This is a genomic window from Serratia sp. CY74737 (genome assembly GCF_052166775.1).
GTDB classification, from domain to species: Bacteria; Pseudomonadota; Gammaproteobacteria; order Enterobacterales; family Enterobacteriaceae; genus Serratia; species Serratia ureilytica.
In genome coordinates this window covers 77,005-94,392 of the sequence record NZ_JBJNOF010000008.1, presented here as the reverse complement: position 1 = coordinate 94,392, position 17,388 = coordinate 77,005, and the positions used below count along the sequence as shown (strand labels likewise).

Below are 17,388 nucleotides of genomic sequence, written 5' to 3'. Positions count from 1 at the left end.
ACCTCACAGCAGCTTAGTCGAAAAAATGCGCAATTTTTTTGCGCCGGCGCGGAGTTTTCGCCCGAGAAGCCCGGCGCCGCACGGGAAGCTAAGGGAGGGGCGGTGATTGCGCAGTGCAGTATTTGGGACGTCTAAGCCGTGGAACACTCGCGATTTCATCTTGGCGGGTTCACCTCGCAGAGATAAAATAGGGCAAATTTTGCACAGGAGCGCCAAGGATGGAAAAAATCGAACGGTCAGTAGGAAATGATAAAAGCGAGGGCAGCGATAAAGATTGGGAGCCTCTGTTGAGAATGATCGCTAACACAGCCCTACCACACGACTTCCTGCTGTCGGATGAGCGACAACAGGGTGTGGCTGACCGCGCGCCTTGGTGGAACGCGGTCGATTCTCTCCCCTAAACCCCATTCACCAGCCGGCAGGGTTCGGCTTCCCAGCGGTAACCGACGCCGTATACCGAGCGGATAAAGGATTTTTGCCCGTCGATCAGCTCCAGCTTGCGGCGCAGGTTTTTGATGTGGCTGTCGATGGTGCGGTCGGTGACCACCCGATAGTCGTCATACAGGTTGTTCAGCAGCTGCTCGCGCGAAAACACGTTGCCCGGCTGGCTGGCCAACGTTTTCAGCAGGCGGAACTCCGCCGGCGTCAGATCCAGCAACTGCCCCTGATAGCTGGCCTGGAAACGCGGTTCATCGATGTGCAGCAGGTCATCTTCCCGCGCATTCTCCTGCGGCCGATAGCTGCGGCGCAGGATGGTTTTCACCCGCGCCACCACCTCGCGCGGGCTGTAGGGTTTGCAGATGTAATCGTCGGCGCCGATCTCCAGCCCCAGCAGGCGGTCAATCTCTTCGATTTTCGCCGTCACCATCACGATCGGTACGTCGCTGAAGCGGCGCAGCTCGCGGCACACCGTCAGCCCATCGGCGCCCGGCAGCATCAGATCGAGCAAGATCAGCGCCGGCGGATGCTGGTGCACGGTCGGCACCACTTCGTTGCCGTTGGTCAGCCAACGGGTGGCGTAGCCCGCCGCCTGCAGATAATCCACCAGCAGCTGGCCCAGCTTGGGCTCATCTTCAACAATCATGATCTGCACGGGTTGATTCTGAATGTCCATCAGGGCGCCTTATTTTTTATCGGGGTAGCAAATTCTACTGTAATGCGCACGCCGCCTAAAGGCGAATGCTCGGCGCGGATTTTCCCGTCGTGTGCTTCCACGATGTTGTGGCAGATCGCCAGCCCCAATCCGGAACCGCCGCTGGCGCGGTTGCGCGAGCCTTCCGCCCGGTAGAAACGTTCGAAAATGCGCGTCAGTTGCTGATCGCTGATGCCTGGCGCGCTGTCCTGCCAGCAGAGGGACAGCCGCCCCGGCTGCAGCTCGGCGCTGATTTCCAGCCGGCCGCCGGCATCGGTGTAGCGCAGGCTGTTTTCCAACAGATTATTGAACAGCTGATTCAGGCGATCGGGATCGCCGAACAGCGGCGCCTGGGGCGGCAGATGGGTGACGATCTCCAGCCCTTTGGCGCGAAAGCGCTCGCGAAAGGCGGCGACGGCGATCTGCAGCAGATGCACGCAGTCCACCGACGATTTGCGATAGGCCAGCGCGCCGAGATCGGAGAGCGAAAGCTGGTGCAGATCGTCGACCAGTTTGGTCAGGGTAGACACCTCGGCCTGCAGCGAGCTGAGCGACGCGGGCGTCGGCTGGCGTACGCCGTCCTGCAGCGCCTCCAGCTCGCCGCGCAGCACCGCCAGCGGCGTGCGCAGTTCGTGCGACACGTCGGCCATAAAGGCGCGGCGCATCTGTTCATTTTTCTCCAGCGAGGTGGCCAACTGGTTGAAGTCGTGCGCCAGCCTGCCCAGCTCATCCTGGCTGCTGACCGCCACGCGGGCGGTGAAGTCGCCCGCGGCCAATCGATGGGTGCCCGCCACCAGGCGTTTAACCGGGGCCAGCATGCCGCGCGACAGCAGCCAGGTCACCGCCGCCGCCAGCAGGGTGGAGAGCGCGACGATGATCCAGCTGGTGCGGCGCTGCTGGCGATCGAAGTTGATGTCGGTATTGCGCGTCAGGCGTTCGACCGGGGTAGTGAGCACCCAACCGACGATCTCGTTGTTGTAGCGGATCGGGTGGCGCGGCCCCTCTTTCGGCAACGGGCCGGAATGCCCGACCAGCCGATTGAACTGGCTGTCCACCACCCAAAACTGGGTGCGCCAGCCTTTGGGCGGCAGGTTGTGGCTGCTGTCGCTGTTCTGCTCGAACGAACGCATGATTTGGTAGACCACCTGATCGTTGTTGCGCAGGAATATCCAGTTGCCATGATGGCTGTACTGCTCCTCCAGCGCTTCGCTCAGCATGTTGATGCGCTGCTCGTTACTGCTCTTGATGTAGTCGATAAAACCGCGCTCAAAGCTGACGCGCACCCCCCAATGCATGGTGATCAACACCAGCATGCAGGTGGCGAAAATGGCCAGGAACAGCTTCCCGGTAATGCCTATCTTCATTGCAACCTCGTTGAGCCGGTGCCCGGCTCTTTGGCCAGCGTGCGGTTAGGCGCGCTATCCGCCGGCACGCGCGCGAAGGCCAGCGCGGGCAGGGCGATAATCAACGCCATACAGCAGTAGCTGTAAATAAATGCGCTGTGGATGGCCGGGCTGTCGGCCACCGCCTGGTGATGGGCGAAGCTGCCGATCAAGATGCCGGCGACGCTGACGCCGAGGCTCATCGACAGCTGCATGACCATCGACAACAGGCTGTTGCCGCTGCTGGCCAGGCGGTCCGGCAGGTCTTTCAGCGTCAGGGTATTCATCGCCGAGAAGCGCAATGCGTTGACCATCCCCTGGAAGAACAGTATCACCGGCAGCAGCCACAGCCAGCCGAGCATCGCCGCCAGCAGGAAACTCAGGCTGACCAGCGCCAGCAGCAGCGTGGCGGCCACCAGCACGTTGCGGTAGCCGAAGCGGTTGACCACCTGCACCACGATGCGCTTCATGCCCATGCTGCCGATGATCATCGGGATCATCATCAGCCCGGCGTGGAACGGCGTGAAGCCCATGCCCACCTGCAGAAACAGCGGTGTCATGAACGGCAGCATGCCGCTGCCGATGCGCCCCAGCAGACTGGCCAGCAGCCCGATCTTGTAGGTCGGGGTGCGCAGCAGCCGCAGCGAGAACAGGGCGCGGCTATTGCCGTAGGCATGCCAAACATACCCCAACAACGCCGCCGCGCCCAGCGCCACCAGGCCGGCGATGGCGCCGCCGGTCAGGCCCATGCCTTTGTGGCCGTCGAGCGCCAGCGTCAGCGACGCCATGCCGATCGCCAGCAGGAAAAAGCCGCTGAGATCGAAACGGCGGGTCTGCATTTGGTAGTTGGGCATCAGCAGCAGCGTGGCGATGGCACCCACGATGCCCACCGGAATATTGATCAGGAAAATCCAGTGCCAGCTGGCGTATTGCACCAGAAGTCCGCCCAGCGCCGGCCCCATCAGCGGGCCGATCTGGCCCGGCAGCGTCACGAAGGTCATCGCCGCCATGTACTGCTCGCGCGGCACGATCTTCATCACCGTCAGGCGGCCGACCGGCACCATCATCGCGCCGCCGATGCCCTGAAGCACGCGCGAGGCGATCAGCTCGTTCAGGGTTGCCGAGCGGGCGCAGAGGAAGGAGCCGAGGGTAAACAGCACAATGGCGCTGAAAAACACCCGCTGTACGCCGACCTTGTCCGCCAGCCAGCCGCTGGCCGGCAGCGTCACCGCCACCGTCAGCACATAGGCGACGATCACCGACTGCATGCGCAGCGGGTTCTCCCCCAGGCTGGCGGCCATCGAGGGCAGGGCGGTATTGACGATAGTGGTATCCAGCGTCTGCATAAAGAAGCCGAACGCCACTATCCAGAGTTGCCAGCGTACCGTGGCGGTGTGTTTCATCAGCATCGGTCGGCCATTAGTGCGGCAGCGGGGTCAGCTGCTTGTTGCGGCGGAACTTCGCCTGCAGCCGGTCGAAGTAAAGATAGACCACCGGCGTGGTGTACAGCGTCAGCAGCTGGCTCATCACCAGACCGCCGGCGATGGTGATGCCGAGCGGCTGGCGCAGCTCCGCACCGTCGCCGCTGGTCAACACCAGCGGCAGCGCGCCGAACAGCGCCGCCAGCGTGGTCATCAGGATCGGCCGGAAGCGCAGCAGGCTGGCCTGGAAAATCGCCTCGCGGGCGCTGATGCCGCCGTTGCGCTGCGCCTCGAGCGCGAAGTCGACCATCATGATGGCGTTTTTCTTCACGATGCCGATCAACAGCATGATGCCGATCAGCGCGATCAGGCTGAACGGCGCGCCGAACAGCTCGAGCGCCAACAGCGCCCCCACGCCCGCGGAAGGCAGGGTGGAGAGGATGGTCAGCGGATGGATATAGCTCTCGTACAGCACGCCGAGCACGATATACACCGTGGCGATCGCCGCCAGGATCAGGATCAGCTGCGACTTCAGGGTGTCCTGGAACACCTGGGCGGTGCCGGCGAAGGCGCCGCGCACCGTGGACGGCACGCCGAGCTGAGTCATGGTGCGTTCGACAGCGGCGGTGGCGTCCGACAGGCTGCCGCCGTCCGGCAGGTTAAAGGAGACGGTCGAGGCGGCGGACAGCCCCTGATGGTTGACCGACAGCGGCGCGTTGGCCGGTCGCCAACTGGCGAAGTAAGAGAGCGGTATCGCCTTGCCCTCGTTGTTGATGATGAACATCTTGTCCAGCGAGCTGACGTCCTGAGTGTAAGGCGGCGCCACTTCCATCACCACCTTGTATTGGTTGAGCGGTTGATAGATGGTCGAAATCTGTCGCTGGCCGAAGGCGTTGTTCAACAGGTTGTTGGCGTCGGACACCGAAATGCCGAGGCGCGCCATGGTCTCGCGATCGTAGACCAGATCCATCTCCGAGCCTTTATCCTGCTGATCCGAGTTGACGTCCGCCAGCTCGGGCAATGCCGCCAGCGCGGCGCGGATCTTCGGTTCCCAGTCGCGCAGCGCGGCGAGGTCATCCGCCAGCAGCGTATATTGGTAGCTGGCGTTGGCCTGGCGGCCGCCGACGCGGATATCCTGCACCGCCATCAAGAACAGGCTGGCGCCCGGTTCTTTGGCCAGGCGAGCGCGCAGGCGGGCGATCACTTTCTGCGCGTCGTCGCTGCGTACCGACAGCGGTTTCAGTGAGATGAACATCGAGCCGCTGTTGGTGCGCGAGCCGCCGGTAAAGCCGGTGACGTTTTCCACGTCCGGATCTTCGCGCACGATTTTCATGAAATCTTCCAGTTTGCCGCGCATCGCCTGGAACGAGATGCTCTGATCGGCCTGGATAAAGCCCATCAGGCGGCCGGTATCCTGTTCGGGGAAGAAGGTTTTCGGGATGCTGATATACAGCCAGACGTTGAGCGCAATGGTGGCGAGGAACACCGCCAGCACCCAGCGCGAGTGGCCAAGCACCCAGTTCAGCGAGCGTCCGTATCCCTGCTGCAGCGCCAGCAGCATTTTGCCGAAGCCGCGCGCGCGCCGCTGCGAACGCGCCGGCTGGTGGCGCAGCAGATAGGCGCACATCATCGGCGTGAGCGTCAGCGAGACGATCAGCGACAGCCCGATCGACACCGACAGGGTGACGGCGAATTCGCGGAACAGCCGGCCGGGCAGGCCCGCCATCAGCAGCAGCGGGATAAACACCGCCACCAGCGAAACGCTCATCGACAGCACGGTGAAACCGACCTCCCGCGCGCCCAGCAGCGCGGCATTGATCGGTTTCATGCCGGCCTCGACGTGGCGGGAAATGTTTTCCAGCACCACGATGGCGTCGTCCACCACAAAGCCGGTGGCGATGGTCAGCGCCATCAGCGACAGGTTGTTGAGGCTGAAGCCGCACAGGTACATGGCGGCGAACGAGCCGATCAGCGACACCGGCACGGCGACCGCCGGGATCAGCGTGGCGCGGCCGGAGCGCAGGAAGATGAACACCACCAGGATCACCAGCCCGATGGCGATCGCCAGCGACTGTTCCACCTCGGCCAGCGACGCGCGAATGGTCGGCGAGCGATCCTGCGCGACGTTGAGTTGAATCGAGGCCGGAATGTTTTCCTGCAGCGCGGGCAGCTCGGCGCGAATGCGATCGACGGTTTCGATGATGTTGGCGTCCGGCGCGCGGCTGATGGCCAGAACGATCGCCGGCTTGGCGTCGGTCATCCCGGCGTTGCGCACGTCCTGCACCGAATCTTTGACCTCGGCCACGTCGCCGAGCCGCACCGCCGAACCGTTGTTGTAATGAACGATCAGCGGGCGGTAGGCGTCGGCGGTTTTCAGCGCGTCGTTGGCCTGGATTTGCCAACGTTGCTGCGGGTTTTCGACGGCGCCCTGCGGGCGGCGCACGTTGGCGTTGCTGATGGCCTGCCGCACGGCATCCAGCGAAACGCCCTGATTGAACAGTGCCGAAGGGTTCAACTCTACCCGCACCGCCGGCAGCGAGCTGCCGCCCACGGAAACGTCGCCGACGCCTTCGGTCTGGCTGATCTTCTGCGCCAGCTGGGTGGACGCGAAGTCGTAAAGCTGCCCCTGGCTGTAGGTGTCCGACGTCAGCGTCAGGATCATGATCGGCGCGTCGGAAGGGTTGACCTTGCGATAGCTGGGGCGGCTCGGCATGCCGGTCGGCAACAGGCTTTGCGCGGCGTTAATCGCCGCCTGCACGTCGCGCGCGGCGCCGTTGATGTCGCGGCTGAGATCGAACTGCAAAATCACCCGGGTGCTGCCGAGCGAGCTCATCGAGGTCATTTCATTGACCCCGGCGATGCGGCCCAGCGCGCGCTCCAGCGGCGTCGCCACCGAGGAGGCCATGGTTTCCGGCGAGGCGCCCGGCAGCGACGCGCTGATCGAAATCACCGGAAAATCCACCTGCGGCAGCGGCGACACCGGCAGCAGGCGAAAACCGATCGCGCCGCTGATGGCGATGGCCAGCGTCAGCAGGGTGGTGGCCACCGGCCGGTGAATGAACAGGGCGAAGAATTTCACGGCAGCTCCTGCGTATCCGGCTGGCGATGCGTGTTGCGCGCCAGTTTGTCAAACAGCAGGTAGATCACCGGCGTGGTGAACAGCGTCAGGATCTGGCTCATGATCAGGCCGCCGACCATACAGACGCCCAGCGGATGCCGCAGCTCCGCGCCGACGCCGGTGCTCAGCATCAGCGGCAGCGCGCCGAGCAAGGCCGCCAGCGTGGTCATCAGGATCGGCCGGAAACGCAGCAGGCAGGCCTGATAAATGGCGTCGCGCGGCGATAAGCCCTGTTCGCGTTCCGCCGCCAGCGCGAAGTCGATCATCATGATGGCGTTCTTCTTCACGATGCCGATCAGCAGGATGATGCCGATGATGGCGATCACGTCCAGTTCGCTGCCGGCCAGCATCAACGCCAGCAGCGCGCCGACCCCGGCGGTCGGCAGGGTGGAGAGGATGGTCACCGGATGAATGAAGCTTTCATACAGCACGCCCAGCACGATATACATCGCCACCACCGCCGCCAAAATCAGCCACAGCGTGCTGCCGAGCGCCGCCTGGAAGGCCAGCGTCGCGCCCTGGAATTGGGTGGTGATGTCTTTCGGCATGGCGAGATTTTTTTCCGCCTGGGTGACCGCGTCTACCGCTTCGCCGAGCGAGTAGCCGGCGGCGACGTTGAACGAGACGGTGGCCGACGGGAATTGGTCGAGGTGGTTGACCGACAGCGGGCCGAACCGTTCTTCGATTTTGGCGATGGCGCTCAGCGGCACCACGGCGCCGTCCTTGCCGCTCAGACGGATCTCATTGAGCGCCGCCAGCCCCGGCGTCGCGCTGACGTCGTGCTCCAGCACCACCCGGTATTGATTGGCCTGGGTGTAGATGGTGGAGATCAGGCGTTGGCCGAAGGCGTTGTACAACGCATTGTCCACGTCGCTCATGGTGACGCCGAGGCGCGAGGCCGAATCGCGATCGACGTTGACGTAGGCGACCAGCCCCTGATCCTGCCAATCGCTGGTGACGTCCGCCAGCTGCGGGGTTTGTTTCAGCTCATCCATCAGCTGCGGCACCCACAGGCTGAGATCGTCCAGCGACATCGCCTGCAGGGTGAACTGGTACTGGGTGCGGCTGACCTGGGTATCGATGGTCAGATCCTGCACCGGCTGCAGGTACAGCTTCACGCCGGGGAACTGCGCCGTTTGCTGCTGCAACCGGCTGATGATCGCCGGAATGCGGTCGCTGCGTTCGCTCAGCGGCTTCAGGTTGATCTGCAGCCGGCCGCTGTTGAGCGTGGCGTTGCTGCCGTCGACGCCGACGAACGAGGTCAGGCTTTCCACCGCCGGATCTTTGAGGATCTGCGCCGCGACCTGCTGCTGGCGCTCGGCCATATTGCTGAACGAAACGCTCTGCGGCGCCTCCAGCGTGCCCTGAATGATGCCGTTGTCCTGCACCGGGAAGAAGCCTTTCGGGATCAGCAGGTACAGCAACACCGTCAGCGCCAGGGTGCCCACGGCCACGCCGAGCGTCAGCCAGGGGTGGTTAAGCACCGTTTTCAGCCACTGGCCGTATCGCGCGATCACGCGCTCGAAAAAGCGCTCAGAGGCGGCGGAGAAGCGGTTCTGCTTGCGCAGCGATTCGTGGCTGAGCATGCGGGCGCACATCATCGGCGTCAGCGTCAGCGATACCACGGCGGAGATCAAAATCGCCACCGCCAGCGTCACGGCGAACTCGCGGAACAGGCGGCCGACGATGTCGCCCATGAACAGCAGCGGGATCAGTACCGCCACCAGCGAGAAGGTCAGCGAGATGATGGTGAAGCCGATCTCGCCGGCCCCTTTCAGCGCGGCGTCGAGCGGTTTTTCCCCTTTCTCGATGTAGCGCGAGATGTTCTCGATCACCACGATGGCGTCATCCACCACGAAACCGGTGGCAATGGTTAATGCCATCAGCGTCAGGTTATTGATGGAGAAGCCGAGGAAATACATGGCGGCGAAGGTGCCGACCAGCGACAGCGGCACCGCCACGCTGGGGATAATGGTCGCCGGCACGTTGCGCAGGAACACGTAGATCACCATTACCACCAGCGCGATCGCCAGCAGCAGCTCGAACTGCACGTCGCTGACCGAGGCGCGGATGGTGGTGGTGCGATCGGTCAACACCTTGACGTCGACCGACTTGGGCAGGCTTTTAATCAGCGTCGGCAGCATTTCGCGGATGCTGTCGGCGGTGGTGATGACGTTGACGCCGGGCTGGCGCTGAATGTTCAGCACGATCGCCTGTTGCTGGTTGGCCCAGGCCGCCAGTCGGGTATTTTCCGCCCCTTGTTCGATGGTGGCGATATCCTGCAGGCGGATCGCCGCGCCGTTCTGATAGGCGACGATCAGCTGGCGATAGTCGTCGGCGGATTTCATTTGGTCGTTGGCGGACAGGGTGACCGAGCGGGTCGGGCCGTCCAGGCTACCTTTCGCCGAGTTGACGTTGGCGTTGCTGATGGCGGTGCGGATGGTTTCGCTGTTCAGGCCATAGGCGGCCACCGCCGCGGCGTTCAGTTTTACACGCACCGCCGGGCGTTGGCCGCCGGCCAGGGTCACCAGGCCGACGCCGGTCACCTGAGAGATTTTCTGCGCCACGCGCGTCTCCACCATGTCTTCCACCTGCGTCATCGGCATGGCGGTGGAGGTGACGGCCAGCGTCAGGATCGGCGGATCGGCCGGGTTAACCTTGCTGTAAATCGGCGGGTAGGGCAGATCGTTCGGCAGCAGGTTGGTGGCGGCGTTGATCGCCGCCTGCACTTCCTGCTCCGCGACGTCGAGCGGCAGCGCCAGCTGGAATTGCAGCGTCACCACCGAGGCGCCGCCGGAGCTTTGCGACGCCATTTGCTTCAGGCCGGACATCTGGCCGAACTGGCGTTCCAGCGGCGCGGTAATGGCGGAGGTGACCACGTCCGGGCTGGCACCGGGGTACAGCGTCACCACCTGGATGGTCGGGTAGTCCACTTCCGGCAATGCGGAAACCGGCAGCGCGCGATAGCCGATGATCCCCGCCAGCAGTATCGCCACCATCAGCAGGGTGGTGGCGACCGGGCGCAGGATAAACAGGCGGGAAGGGCCGCCGCCACGGGTCGGTGGCATCACCTGCATCAGGACTTCCTCTGAACGTCAGGTTCGCGCTTGGCTTTTGACGCCGCAGGCGCGTCGTTCGGCGCCAGCACTTCCACCTGCATACCTTCGGTCAGGCGATCGATGCCGTCGGTCACCACCCGATCGCCGGCGTTGAGGCCGGCGCTGATCACCACCTGCCGGCTGTCCTGCACGCCGGCGGTGACCCGGTGTTTGCTGACCTTGTTGTCTTCGCTGAGCGTCCAGACGAAGTTGCCTTCGTTGCCCATCTGCAGCGCGGCGGTCGGGATCACCACCGCATCGTGCAGGGTATCCACCTGCAGCCGCGCGTTGACGAACTGGTTGGGGAACAGCGCGTCGTCTTCGTTGGCGAAGCGCGCTTTCAGCTTGATGGTGCCGGTGGCGGTATCAATTTGGTTGTCCAGGCTCAGCAGCGAACCGGTCGTCAGCTTGTTCTGGTTGGTGCGATCCCAGGCTTCGACGCTCACCGGCCCGGCTTTTTGCGCCTTGAGCAGATCGGCGATGTTGCCTTCGGGCAGCGTGAACACCACGTCGATCGGGTGCGTCTGCGTGATCACCACCAAACCGGTGGTGCTGCCGCTGGTGACGTAGTTGCCGACGTCGACCAGTTTCAACCCGACGCGGCCGTCGATTGGCGCAGTGATGCGGCTGTAGGTGATCTGCAGTTTGGCGCTGTCGACCGCGCCCTGATCGGCTTTGATGGCGCCTTCGGTTTGCTGCACCAGCGAGGCCTGCGTATCCAGCTCTTGACGGGAAACCAGATTGGTTTTCACCAATTGCTGGTAGCGCGCCAGATCGCGCCGGGCGTTGGCCAGCGTGGCCTGATCTTTCGCCAACTGCCCCTGCGCCTGGGTCAGTTGCACCTGGAACGGCCGGGGATCGATTTCTGCCAGCAGATCGCCGGCTTTGACCTGCTGGCCTTCGGTAAAGTGGATCGCCATCAGTTGGCCGTCGACCCGGCTGGTGACGGTGACGGTATTGGCGGCGGTGGCGGTGCCCAAGCCGGAAAGATAGCGCGGCACCGTCTGTTGCGTGGCCGTCGCGGCCTGCACCGGCGACATCGGCGCGCCGAGCCGCCCGCCCGCCGCGCGACCGGCCCCCGCTTTGCCGCCGGCCTGCTGCGCGCCCGGGGCCGTGCCGGCCGGCGGTTGAGCGGCGTTAAAATAACGCCAGGCGAAGACGGCGGCGATGACCAGGATGGCCGCAACCAGCAGGCGCGGCATCAGGGAACGGCGTTGGGGTTTTGCATTCATGGCGGCGAAAATTCTCTCCAAAAGGCAGGGGTGCGGGCACTCATTGCCACAAAAATGACACTCCTTACAGGATACTAGTTTAGCCAGCGGGGACGGCATAAAAATGAAGGAAATATGGAGGAACCGTCAGCATTGTCCTAATAAGTGGGTGATTTGAGCGTGCTATGTTTATAAGTGATTTGTTTCAGCTTATAGCCAATCCGTTTTAGCGTTCTATCCTGGTTGGCGCTAATAATTAACCCGCGAATCTTTTCCCACAGGAGCAGGTGATGAGCAACAGAGAATTGGGCCGCTCAGGCATTCAGGTGCCGGCGTTGACCTTTGGCGGCAATGTGTTCGGTTGGACGGCGGATCAAGCGACCTCGTTCAGCCTGCTGGATGCGCTGGTGGACAATCAGCTCAACTTTATCGATACCGCCGACGTTTATTCCAGCTGGGCGCCGGGCAACCGGGGCGGCGAATCGGAAACCGTCATCGGCGAATGGCTGAAGAAGAGCGGCAAGCGCGACCAGGTGATCATCGCCACCAAGGTGGGCAAACCGATGGGCGAAGGCAAACAGGGTCTGTCGCCGCGCTATATTCAGCAGGCGGTGGAAGATTCGCTGCGGCGCCTGCAAACCGATTATATCGATCTTTATCAGTCGCATGACGATGACCGCGATACGCCGCTGGAAGAGACGCTGGCGGCGTTCGATGCGTTGATTAAGGCCGGCAAGGTGCGGGCGATCGGCGCCTCCAACTATCAGGCGGATCGCCTGGAAGAAGCGCTGCGGGTGAGCGAGAGCAACGGATTGGCGCGCTACGAAACCCTGCAGCCGGAATACAATCTGTATGCGCGCGAAGAGTATGAAGCTGAGCTGGAGGGGGTGGCGCAGCGCCATGGCCTCGGGGTGATCAACTTCTTCGCACTGGCCAGCGGCTTTCTGACCGGCAAATACCGCAGCAAAGCGGATGAGGGCAAAAGTCAGCGCGGCGATCGCATCGTCGAACGCTACCTGAACCCGCGCGGTTTCCGCATCCTGGCGGCGCTGGATCAGGTGGCGGGCAAACACGGCGTCTCTCCGGCGCAGGTCTCGCTGGCCTGGCTGATCGCGCGTCCGAGCATCACCGCGCCGATCGTCAGCGCCACCTCGTTGTCGCAGCTGGATGAGTTGGTCAGCGCCACGCGTCTGACGCTGGATGCGGACGACATTCAGACGCTGAACCACGCCAGCGCCGAGTAAGAGCCGCCGGCGATTTTGCTCTATGCTGAAGGGGTCAATATGACTCATTCAGGAAACTGCAATGTCTGGCGATATCATCAACGACCTCGCGGCGCTGGAACAGCTGTACGGCAAGCCCGCCGCGCCCTCGGTTTTTAAAGAAGTCAGCTACATCCACCCGGCGTACCGTCCGTTTATCGAGGCGGCGCCGTTCGCCGCCCTCTCGACGGTGGGGCCGGACGGCATGGACGTCTCGCCGCGCGGCGATCCGGCCGGTTTCATTCATATCGAAGACGAGAAAACCTTGCTGTTGCCGGATCGGCGCGGCAATAACCGCATCGACAGCCTGCGCAATATCCTGCACGACAGCCGGGTGGCGCTGCTGCTGCTGATCCCCGGCATCGGCGAAACGCTGCGGATTAACGGGCGGGCGGAGATCGTGGTGGCGCCGGCGGTGTTGCAGCGCTTCGCCCACCGCAACCAGCTGCCGCGTTCGATGCTGCGCATTCGGGTGGAGGCGGTGTTCTTCCAGTGCAGCCGGGCGATCTTGCGTTCGGGATTATGGGAAGAGGCCAGCCGCCTCGAGCGTTCGGCGCTACCCAGCCCCGGCCATATTTTGGCTGCGGTGAGCCAAACGCGCTTCGACGGTGAGGAGTACGACAGCGCGCTGCCGCAGCGGCTGAAGGATACGCTGTATTAATCGCCGTGGCGTTCGCGCCACGTTTGTCGATTCAGCCGGTATAAGACGTGCTTTTGCAGCGGATGGCCCACCGGCAGACGCGGGTGCAGGAAGGTTTCGCCGTCGAAGCGCATACCGATGCGCGTCATCACCCGGCGCGACGGCTGGTTATCTTCGGCGGTGAAGGACACCACTTCCGGCAAATGCAGCGTGTCGAAGGCGCACGCCAGCGCGGCGCGCGCCGCCTCAGCGGCGTAGCCGTTGCCCCAGTGGGCCGCCGCCAGCCGCCAGCCGATCTCCACGCAGGGGGAGAAAGGCAGATCGTCGCCCGGCCGCGCCAGCCCGACAAAACCGATAAAAGGCGCGCCGCTTTTCACTTCCACCGCCCACAGCCCCCAGCCGTGCTGTTGCAGGAAGGCGCGGATGCGTTCGGCCTGCGCGCGGCTTTCCTCGGTCGTCATCGTCGCCGGGAAATAGCGCATGACCTGCGGATCGGCGTTGAGCGCGGCGAAGGCCGGCAGGTCGTCGTCGCGCCAGGGGCGCAGCCGCAGCCTGGCGCTGTCGAGGGTAAGGATGGTCGACATGATGCATAGCCTCCAATGAACAAGGGCGCGGCGAGCCGCGCCCTTGGGCTGTCAACGGAACAGCGTTTGCGCCCAGCGCGCCAGCCCGGCGGTGACCGAGCCGAAGTCGTTGCCGCCGACGATCGGAATGCCCGGCAGCTGCTGTTGCAGCGCGGCGCGCAGCAGCGGCGAACGCGCGCTGCCGCCGGTCAGGTAGATCACCTGCGGTGCGGTCTGGCTGCTGGCCAGCGCGGCGCTGACCTGCTCCTGAATGCGCATCAACGGCTGCGAGATGGCGTCGGCGAGCTGATCCTGGCTGATGTTCTCCGCCAGATCGGCCTGCACGAAATTGAGCGGCGCGCTGATGGCCGTTTGGCCGGACAGGGCGATCTTACTCTCTTCGGCCGCCCGCACCAATCGATAGCTCAGGCGCTGCTGGTACACTTTCAGCAGGCGCTTAACCTTTTCCGGCTCCGCCGCGTCGAGGATCAGATCGCTCAGCACGCGGCCGTTGGCGGCGCTGTAGAAATCGTTTTGCGCCGGCACGTCGTTGGTCGCCACCGCGTTCCAGTAAGGCAGCGCCGGCAGGGCGATGCCTTTCGCGGTTTCACCGCCCAGGCCGAACAGCGGCATCAGCTGCTTGAAGGCCAGCATGATGTCCAGATCGTTACCGCCGACCCGGCAGCCGCTGTGGCCCAGCAGGCTCTGCTGGCGATCGGCGCGGTTGCGCCACTGCGGCCCCATCAGCAGCACCGAGCAGTCGGTGGTGCCGCCGCCGATGTCCACTACCAGCACGGTTTGCTCTTCGCTCAGCGTCGCTTCGAAGTCCAGCCCCGCCGCCACCGGCTCGAACTGGAACTCAATGTCCTTGAAACCGGCGCGTTCGGCGGCGCGTTGCAGAATGCCCTGCGCCTGCCGGTTGGCCTCTTCGCCGCCGATGCCCTGGAAGTTGATCGGCCGGCCGATCACCGCCTGATCGATGCCGGTTTGCAGCACGTTTTCCGCCTGGCGTTTGATGTGGAACATCATGGCGCACACCAGGTCTTCGAACAGCGCGATCTGCTGCGGCTTCAGGCCGTTGGCGCCGAGGAAGGATTTCGGCGAGCGCACGAAGTACACCTCTTCCGGATCCTCCATGTAGTGCGCCAGCGCCTGCAGGCCGAACAGCACGCTGTCGCCGTTGACCGGAATGTCTTCTTCGCGGTTGTAACTGATAGCGCGGCGCAGCAACTGCTGGTTTTCTTCGCTGCCGGTCGGCACCTGCCAATGGCGGTGCAGGCATTCGCTCACCGCTTCGCGGGTCGGCGCGCACAGCATCGAAGGCAGATACGGCGCGTTGTTTTCCAGCGTCAACAGCTCGGGGCCGTGGTCGCGCATCACTGCAACGGAACAGTTGGCTGTCCCGTAATCGAATCCAATAAACATCTCTTTTTTGTCCCCATGCCAATGAAGGGGGGCGACTTTACCCGAGACGGGGCCGGCGGGCAATGCGCTGATGCGCGAGTGTCGAAAAATTTAGCGGGCGCGGCGGCGGCGTGCTTAACTTAATGTCCGAATTCCGCACGTCAGCGCGCCAGCCGAGTCCCATAATGCAAAAAAAACCGAACCCGAGCGTTGCCATGAATACTCAACAGCAAGCGTTGTACGACGCGCTGCGCGCGCGTGACCGCAAATTCGACGGCCGTTTTTTCGTTGGCGTATCTTCCACCGGCATCTATTGTCGCCCGGTGTGCAGCGCCCGCACGCCGAAGCTGGAAAACTGCACCTTTTATCCGAGCGCGGCGGCGGCTGAACTGGCGGGGTTTCGCCCCTGCCTCAAATGCCGACCGGAACTGGCGCCCGGCCTGGCGCTGATCGACCTGGGCAACCGCTATGCCCAGGTGGCGGTGCAGCTCATCGAGCAGGGGTATCTGTCCGAACACAGCTGCGAAGCGCTGGCGGCGCGGCTGGGCATTTCCGATCGCCATCTGCGGCGCATCTTCGCCGAACAGTTTGGCGCCTCGCCTATCGATTACGCGCAGTCGCACCGGCTGCTGCAGGCCAAGCGCCTGCTGGCGGACACCGATCTGCCGCTCAGCGAAGTGGCGTTTGCCGCCGGTTTCGGCAGCCTGCGGCGTTTCAACGAGCTGTTCAAGGCGCGTTACCGCCTGATCCCGTCGGCGCTGCGCAGCGGCGGCGCGCGCGGTGAACGGGCTGCCGCCAGCGGGTTGGTGTTCCACCTGGGCTATCGGCCGCCCTATGACTGGGCGCGCATGCTGAATTTCTTGCAGGCGCGCGCCGTGCAGGGCGTGGAGCGGGTCGAGGGGCGCCGCTACCTGCGCTCGATCGCCGTCAGCCAGGGCGGCACGGAACACCGCGGCTGGCTCAGCGTGCAGCCGGAAGAGGCGCGCAATCGGGTTCGGGTCGAGATTGCGCCGACGCTCAGTTTGGTGACGACGGAGGTGTTGCGCCGGGTGCGCCTGCTGTTTGATCTGGACGCCGCGCCGGATCGCATCAATGAGGCGCTGGGCTCGCTGGCGGCCGATGTGCCGGGGCTGCGCCTGCCGGGCTGCGTGAACAGTTTCGAGCAGGCGGCGCGTGCGGTGCTGGGGCAGTTGGTCAGCGTGAAAATGGCGGCGACCTTCGCCGGGCGGATGGCCGAACGCTGGGGCGAAGCGCTGGTGACGCCGCATGAGGGCATCACCCACGTTTTCCCCACAGCAGAACGGGTGGCGCAGCTGCAGCCTGAAGAACTGCGCCCGCTCGGGGTGCAAGTGAAGCGCGCGGCGGCGCTGATCGAGATCGCCCGCGCGTTGGGGGAAGGGCGGCTGCAGCTCGACAACGTGCTGGATATCGAACAGGGCATCAAGGCGCTGACCGCGCTGCCGGGTATCGGCAACTGGACCGCCAGCTATATCGCGATGCGCGCCTGGTCGTGGCCGGACGTGTTCCTGGCCGGCGACTACCTGATCAAACAGCGTTTCCCCGGCATGACGCCGCGCCAGATTGAACGCTACGCCGAGCGCTGGCGCCCGTGGCGCTCTTACGCCACGCTGCATCTGTGGCACAACGGCGGCTGGGCGCCGGAAGCGGAGAGTTGAACGCGGCTAGCGGGGAGACTCGATCAGCTGCAGCAGGCGGCTCATGCCTTCACGCATCAGGAACGCCAGCAGCTTTTCCCGTTCGGCCGGCGTGAGGTGATAGTAATACTCGATCCAGACCCGTACCGGATCCTGACGTTTGACGTCGTAATCCGGATGGTCGGTTTCGCGCAACGCCGACAGGCTGCGCGCGCCGAACGGCAGACTGTCGATATGGTATTCCAGCGCTTTGCCCTGTACGCCGCTGCGGCGGCGGCTGACCCAGCCTTCGCGCCGGGCCATCAAATTGACCCCTTGCGGGGTTGAGGGCAACCCCGCCTTACCCATCAGTTCCCTGGCGGAAAACCATTTCTTTTCCATAGTCCCTTGTCTCTGAGCCATCACCTGTCGAGGAAAATCAACGGATACGTCGATGTTCGCATGGGGATTTCATCTTACTTAATCGTTTAAGCTTCAGGTGTTATTTATATCACTAATCTTG

13 protein-coding genes are annotated in these 17,388 nt (G+C 63.8%); 4 read left to right on the top strand and 9 right to left on the bottom strand.

The window, feature by feature from the left end:
• Positions 1-218 precede the first annotated feature (218 nt).
• Positions 219-401, top strand: coding sequence for a hypothetical protein (locus ACJ8PE_RS13250; protein ID WP_046687632.1), 183 nt, complete (start codon positions 219-221; stop codon positions 399-401).
• Here ACJ8PE_RS13250 and baeR read toward each other — a convergent pair.
• Genes baeR through ACJ8PE_RS13220 form a run of 6 tightly spaced genes read right to left on the bottom strand, consistent with a single transcriptional unit; the run spans position 398 to position 11,383 of the window.
• Positions 398-1,114 carry a two-component system response regulator BaeR gene (gene baeR, locus ACJ8PE_RS13245; protein ID WP_033644062.1) on the bottom strand — a complete coding sequence of 239 codons (717 nt, stop codon included), beginning with the start codon at positions 1,112-1,114 and terminating at the stop codon, positions 398-400. The genes ACJ8PE_RS13250 and baeR overlap by 4 nt on opposite strands.
• Positions 1,114-2,496, bottom strand: a complete 1,383-nt coding sequence (baeS, locus tag ACJ8PE_RS13240) for a two-component system sensor histidine kinase BaeS (RefSeq protein ID WP_033644061.1) — start codon at positions 2,494-2,496, stop codon at positions 1,114-1,116. The genes baeR and baeS overlap by 1 nt, the downstream gene beginning before the upstream one ends.
• Positions 2,493-3,923: a multidrug transporter subunit MdtD gene (gene mdtD, locus ACJ8PE_RS13235; protein WP_042785191.1), complete on the bottom strand. Its 1,431-nt coding sequence runs from the start codon at positions 3,921-3,923 to the stop codon at positions 2,493-2,495. Before mdtD ends, baeS begins: the two co-directional genes overlap by 4 nt.
• A 10-nt stretch (positions 3,924-3,933) precedes the next feature.
• Positions 3,934-7,014 carry a multidrug efflux RND transporter permease subunit MdtC gene (mdtC, locus tag ACJ8PE_RS13230; protein ID WP_197793403.1) on the bottom strand — a complete coding sequence of 1,027 codons (3,081 nt, stop codon included), beginning with the start codon at positions 7,012-7,014 and terminating at the stop codon, positions 3,934-3,936.
• A complete protein-coding gene (locus ACJ8PE_RS13225) occupies positions 7,011-10,130 on the bottom strand; it encodes an MdtB/MuxB family multidrug efflux RND transporter permease subunit (RefSeq protein ID WP_033644058.1) in 3,120 nt (1,039 codons plus the stop codon). Before ACJ8PE_RS13225 ends, mdtC begins: the two co-directional genes overlap by 4 nt.
• Entirely contained in the window at positions 10,130-11,383 is a 1,254-nt protein-coding gene (locus tag ACJ8PE_RS13220; protein ID WP_197793404.1) for an MdtA/MuxA family multidrug efflux RND transporter periplasmic adaptor subunit, read from the bottom strand. Before ACJ8PE_RS13220 ends, ACJ8PE_RS13225 begins: the two co-directional genes overlap by 1 nt.
• Before the next feature lie 269 nt (positions 11,384-11,652).
• Between ACJ8PE_RS13220 and ACJ8PE_RS13215 the strand changes: the two genes are divergently transcribed.
• Together ACJ8PE_RS13215 and ACJ8PE_RS13210 are read left to right on the top strand one after the other, a co-directional pair.
• Positions 11,653-12,606 carry an aldo/keto reductase gene (locus ACJ8PE_RS13215; RefSeq protein ID WP_197760230.1) on the top strand — a complete coding sequence of 318 codons (954 nt, stop codon included), beginning with the start codon at positions 11,653-11,655 and terminating at the stop codon, positions 12,604-12,606.
• Positions 12,607-12,667: 61 nt separating this feature from the next.
• Positions 12,668-13,285 carry a pyridoxamine 5'-phosphate oxidase family protein gene (locus tag ACJ8PE_RS13210; RefSeq protein WP_197760229.1) on the top strand — a complete coding sequence of 206 codons (618 nt, stop codon included), beginning with the start codon at positions 12,668-12,670 and terminating at the stop codon, positions 13,283-13,285.
• Here ACJ8PE_RS13210 and ACJ8PE_RS13205 read toward each other — a convergent pair.
• Positions 13,282-13,848 (bottom strand): GNAT family N-acetyltransferase, encoded by a 567-nt coding sequence (locus ACJ8PE_RS13205; RefSeq protein ID WP_197760228.1) that lies wholly within the window; start codon positions 13,846-13,848, stop codon positions 13,282-13,284. The genes ACJ8PE_RS13210 and ACJ8PE_RS13205 overlap by 4 nt on opposite strands.
• A 51-nt stretch (positions 13,849-13,899) precedes the next feature.
• Positions 13,900-15,252: a molecular chaperone gene (yegD, locus tag ACJ8PE_RS13200; protein ID WP_197760227.1), complete on the bottom strand. Its 1,353-nt coding sequence runs from the start codon at positions 15,250-15,252 to the stop codon at positions 13,900-13,902.
• Between the two features lie 164 nt (positions 15,253-15,416).
• Here yegD and alkA point away from each other — a divergent pair, with 164 nt between their 5' ends.
• Positions 15,417-16,907 carry a DNA-3-methyladenine glycosylase 2 gene (gene alkA, locus ACJ8PE_RS13195; protein WP_197793406.1) on the top strand — a complete coding sequence of 497 codons (1,491 nt, stop codon included), beginning with the start codon at positions 15,417-15,419 and terminating at the stop codon, positions 16,905-16,907.
• 6 nt (positions 16,908-16,913) lie between these two features.
• Here the strand turns inward: alkA and ACJ8PE_RS13190 are convergent, their stop codons facing one another.
• The gene (locus ACJ8PE_RS13190; protein ID WP_033644048.1) at positions 16,914-17,267 is read right to left on the bottom strand and encodes a DNA-binding protein; all 354 of its coding nucleotides are present in this window, start codon (positions 17,265-17,267) and stop codon (positions 16,914-16,916) included.
• Positions 17,268-17,388: the final 121 nt, after the last annotated feature.

What these genes read in the sequence shown, in the direction of transcription:
- ACJ8PE_RS13250 (WP_046687632.1), top strand. Translation starts at nt 219, where the DNA reads ATGGAAAAAATCGAACGGTCAGTAGGAAATGATAAAAGCGAGGGCAGC.
- alkA (WP_197793406.1), top strand. Translation starts at nt 15,417, where the DNA reads ATGCAAAAAAAACCGAACCCGAGCGTTGCCATGAATACTCAACAGCAA.
- ACJ8PE_RS13190 (WP_033644048.1), bottom strand. Translation starts at nt 17,267, where the DNA reads ATGGAAAAGAAATGGTTTTCCGCCAGGGAACTGATGGGTAAGGCGGGG.
- baeS (WP_033644061.1), bottom strand. Translation starts at nt 2,496, where the DNA reads ATGAAGATAGGCATTACCGGGAAGCTGTTCCTGGCCATTTTCGCCACC.
- ACJ8PE_RS13215 (WP_197760230.1), top strand. Translation starts at nt 11,653, where the DNA reads ATGAGCAACAGAGAATTGGGCCGCTCAGGCATTCAGGTGCCGGCGTTG.
- ACJ8PE_RS13220 (WP_197793404.1), bottom strand. Translation starts at nt 11,383, where the DNA reads ATGAATGCAAAACCCCAACGCCGTTCCCTGATGCCGCGCCTGCTGGTT.
- yegD (WP_197760227.1), bottom strand. Translation starts at nt 15,252, where the DNA reads ATGTTTATTGGATTCGATTACGGGACAGCCAACTGTTCCGTTGCAGTG.
- baeR (WP_033644062.1), bottom strand. Translation starts at nt 1,114, where the DNA reads ATGGACATTCAGAATCAACCCGTGCAGATCATGATTGTTGAAGATGAG.
- ACJ8PE_RS13225 (WP_033644058.1), bottom strand. Translation starts at nt 10,130, where the DNA reads ATGCAGGTGATGCCACCGACCCGTGGCGGCGGCCCTTCCCGCCTGTTT.
- mdtD (WP_042785191.1), bottom strand. Translation starts at nt 3,923, where the DNA reads ATGCTGATGAAACACACCGCCACGGTACGCTGGCAACTCTGGATAGTG.
- ACJ8PE_RS13205 (WP_197760228.1), bottom strand. Translation starts at nt 13,848, where the DNA reads ATGTCGACCATCCTTACCCTCGACAGCGCCAGGCTGCGGCTGCGCCCC.
- ACJ8PE_RS13210 (WP_197760229.1), top strand. Translation starts at nt 12,668, where the DNA reads ATGTCTGGCGATATCATCAACGACCTCGCGGCGCTGGAACAGCTGTAC.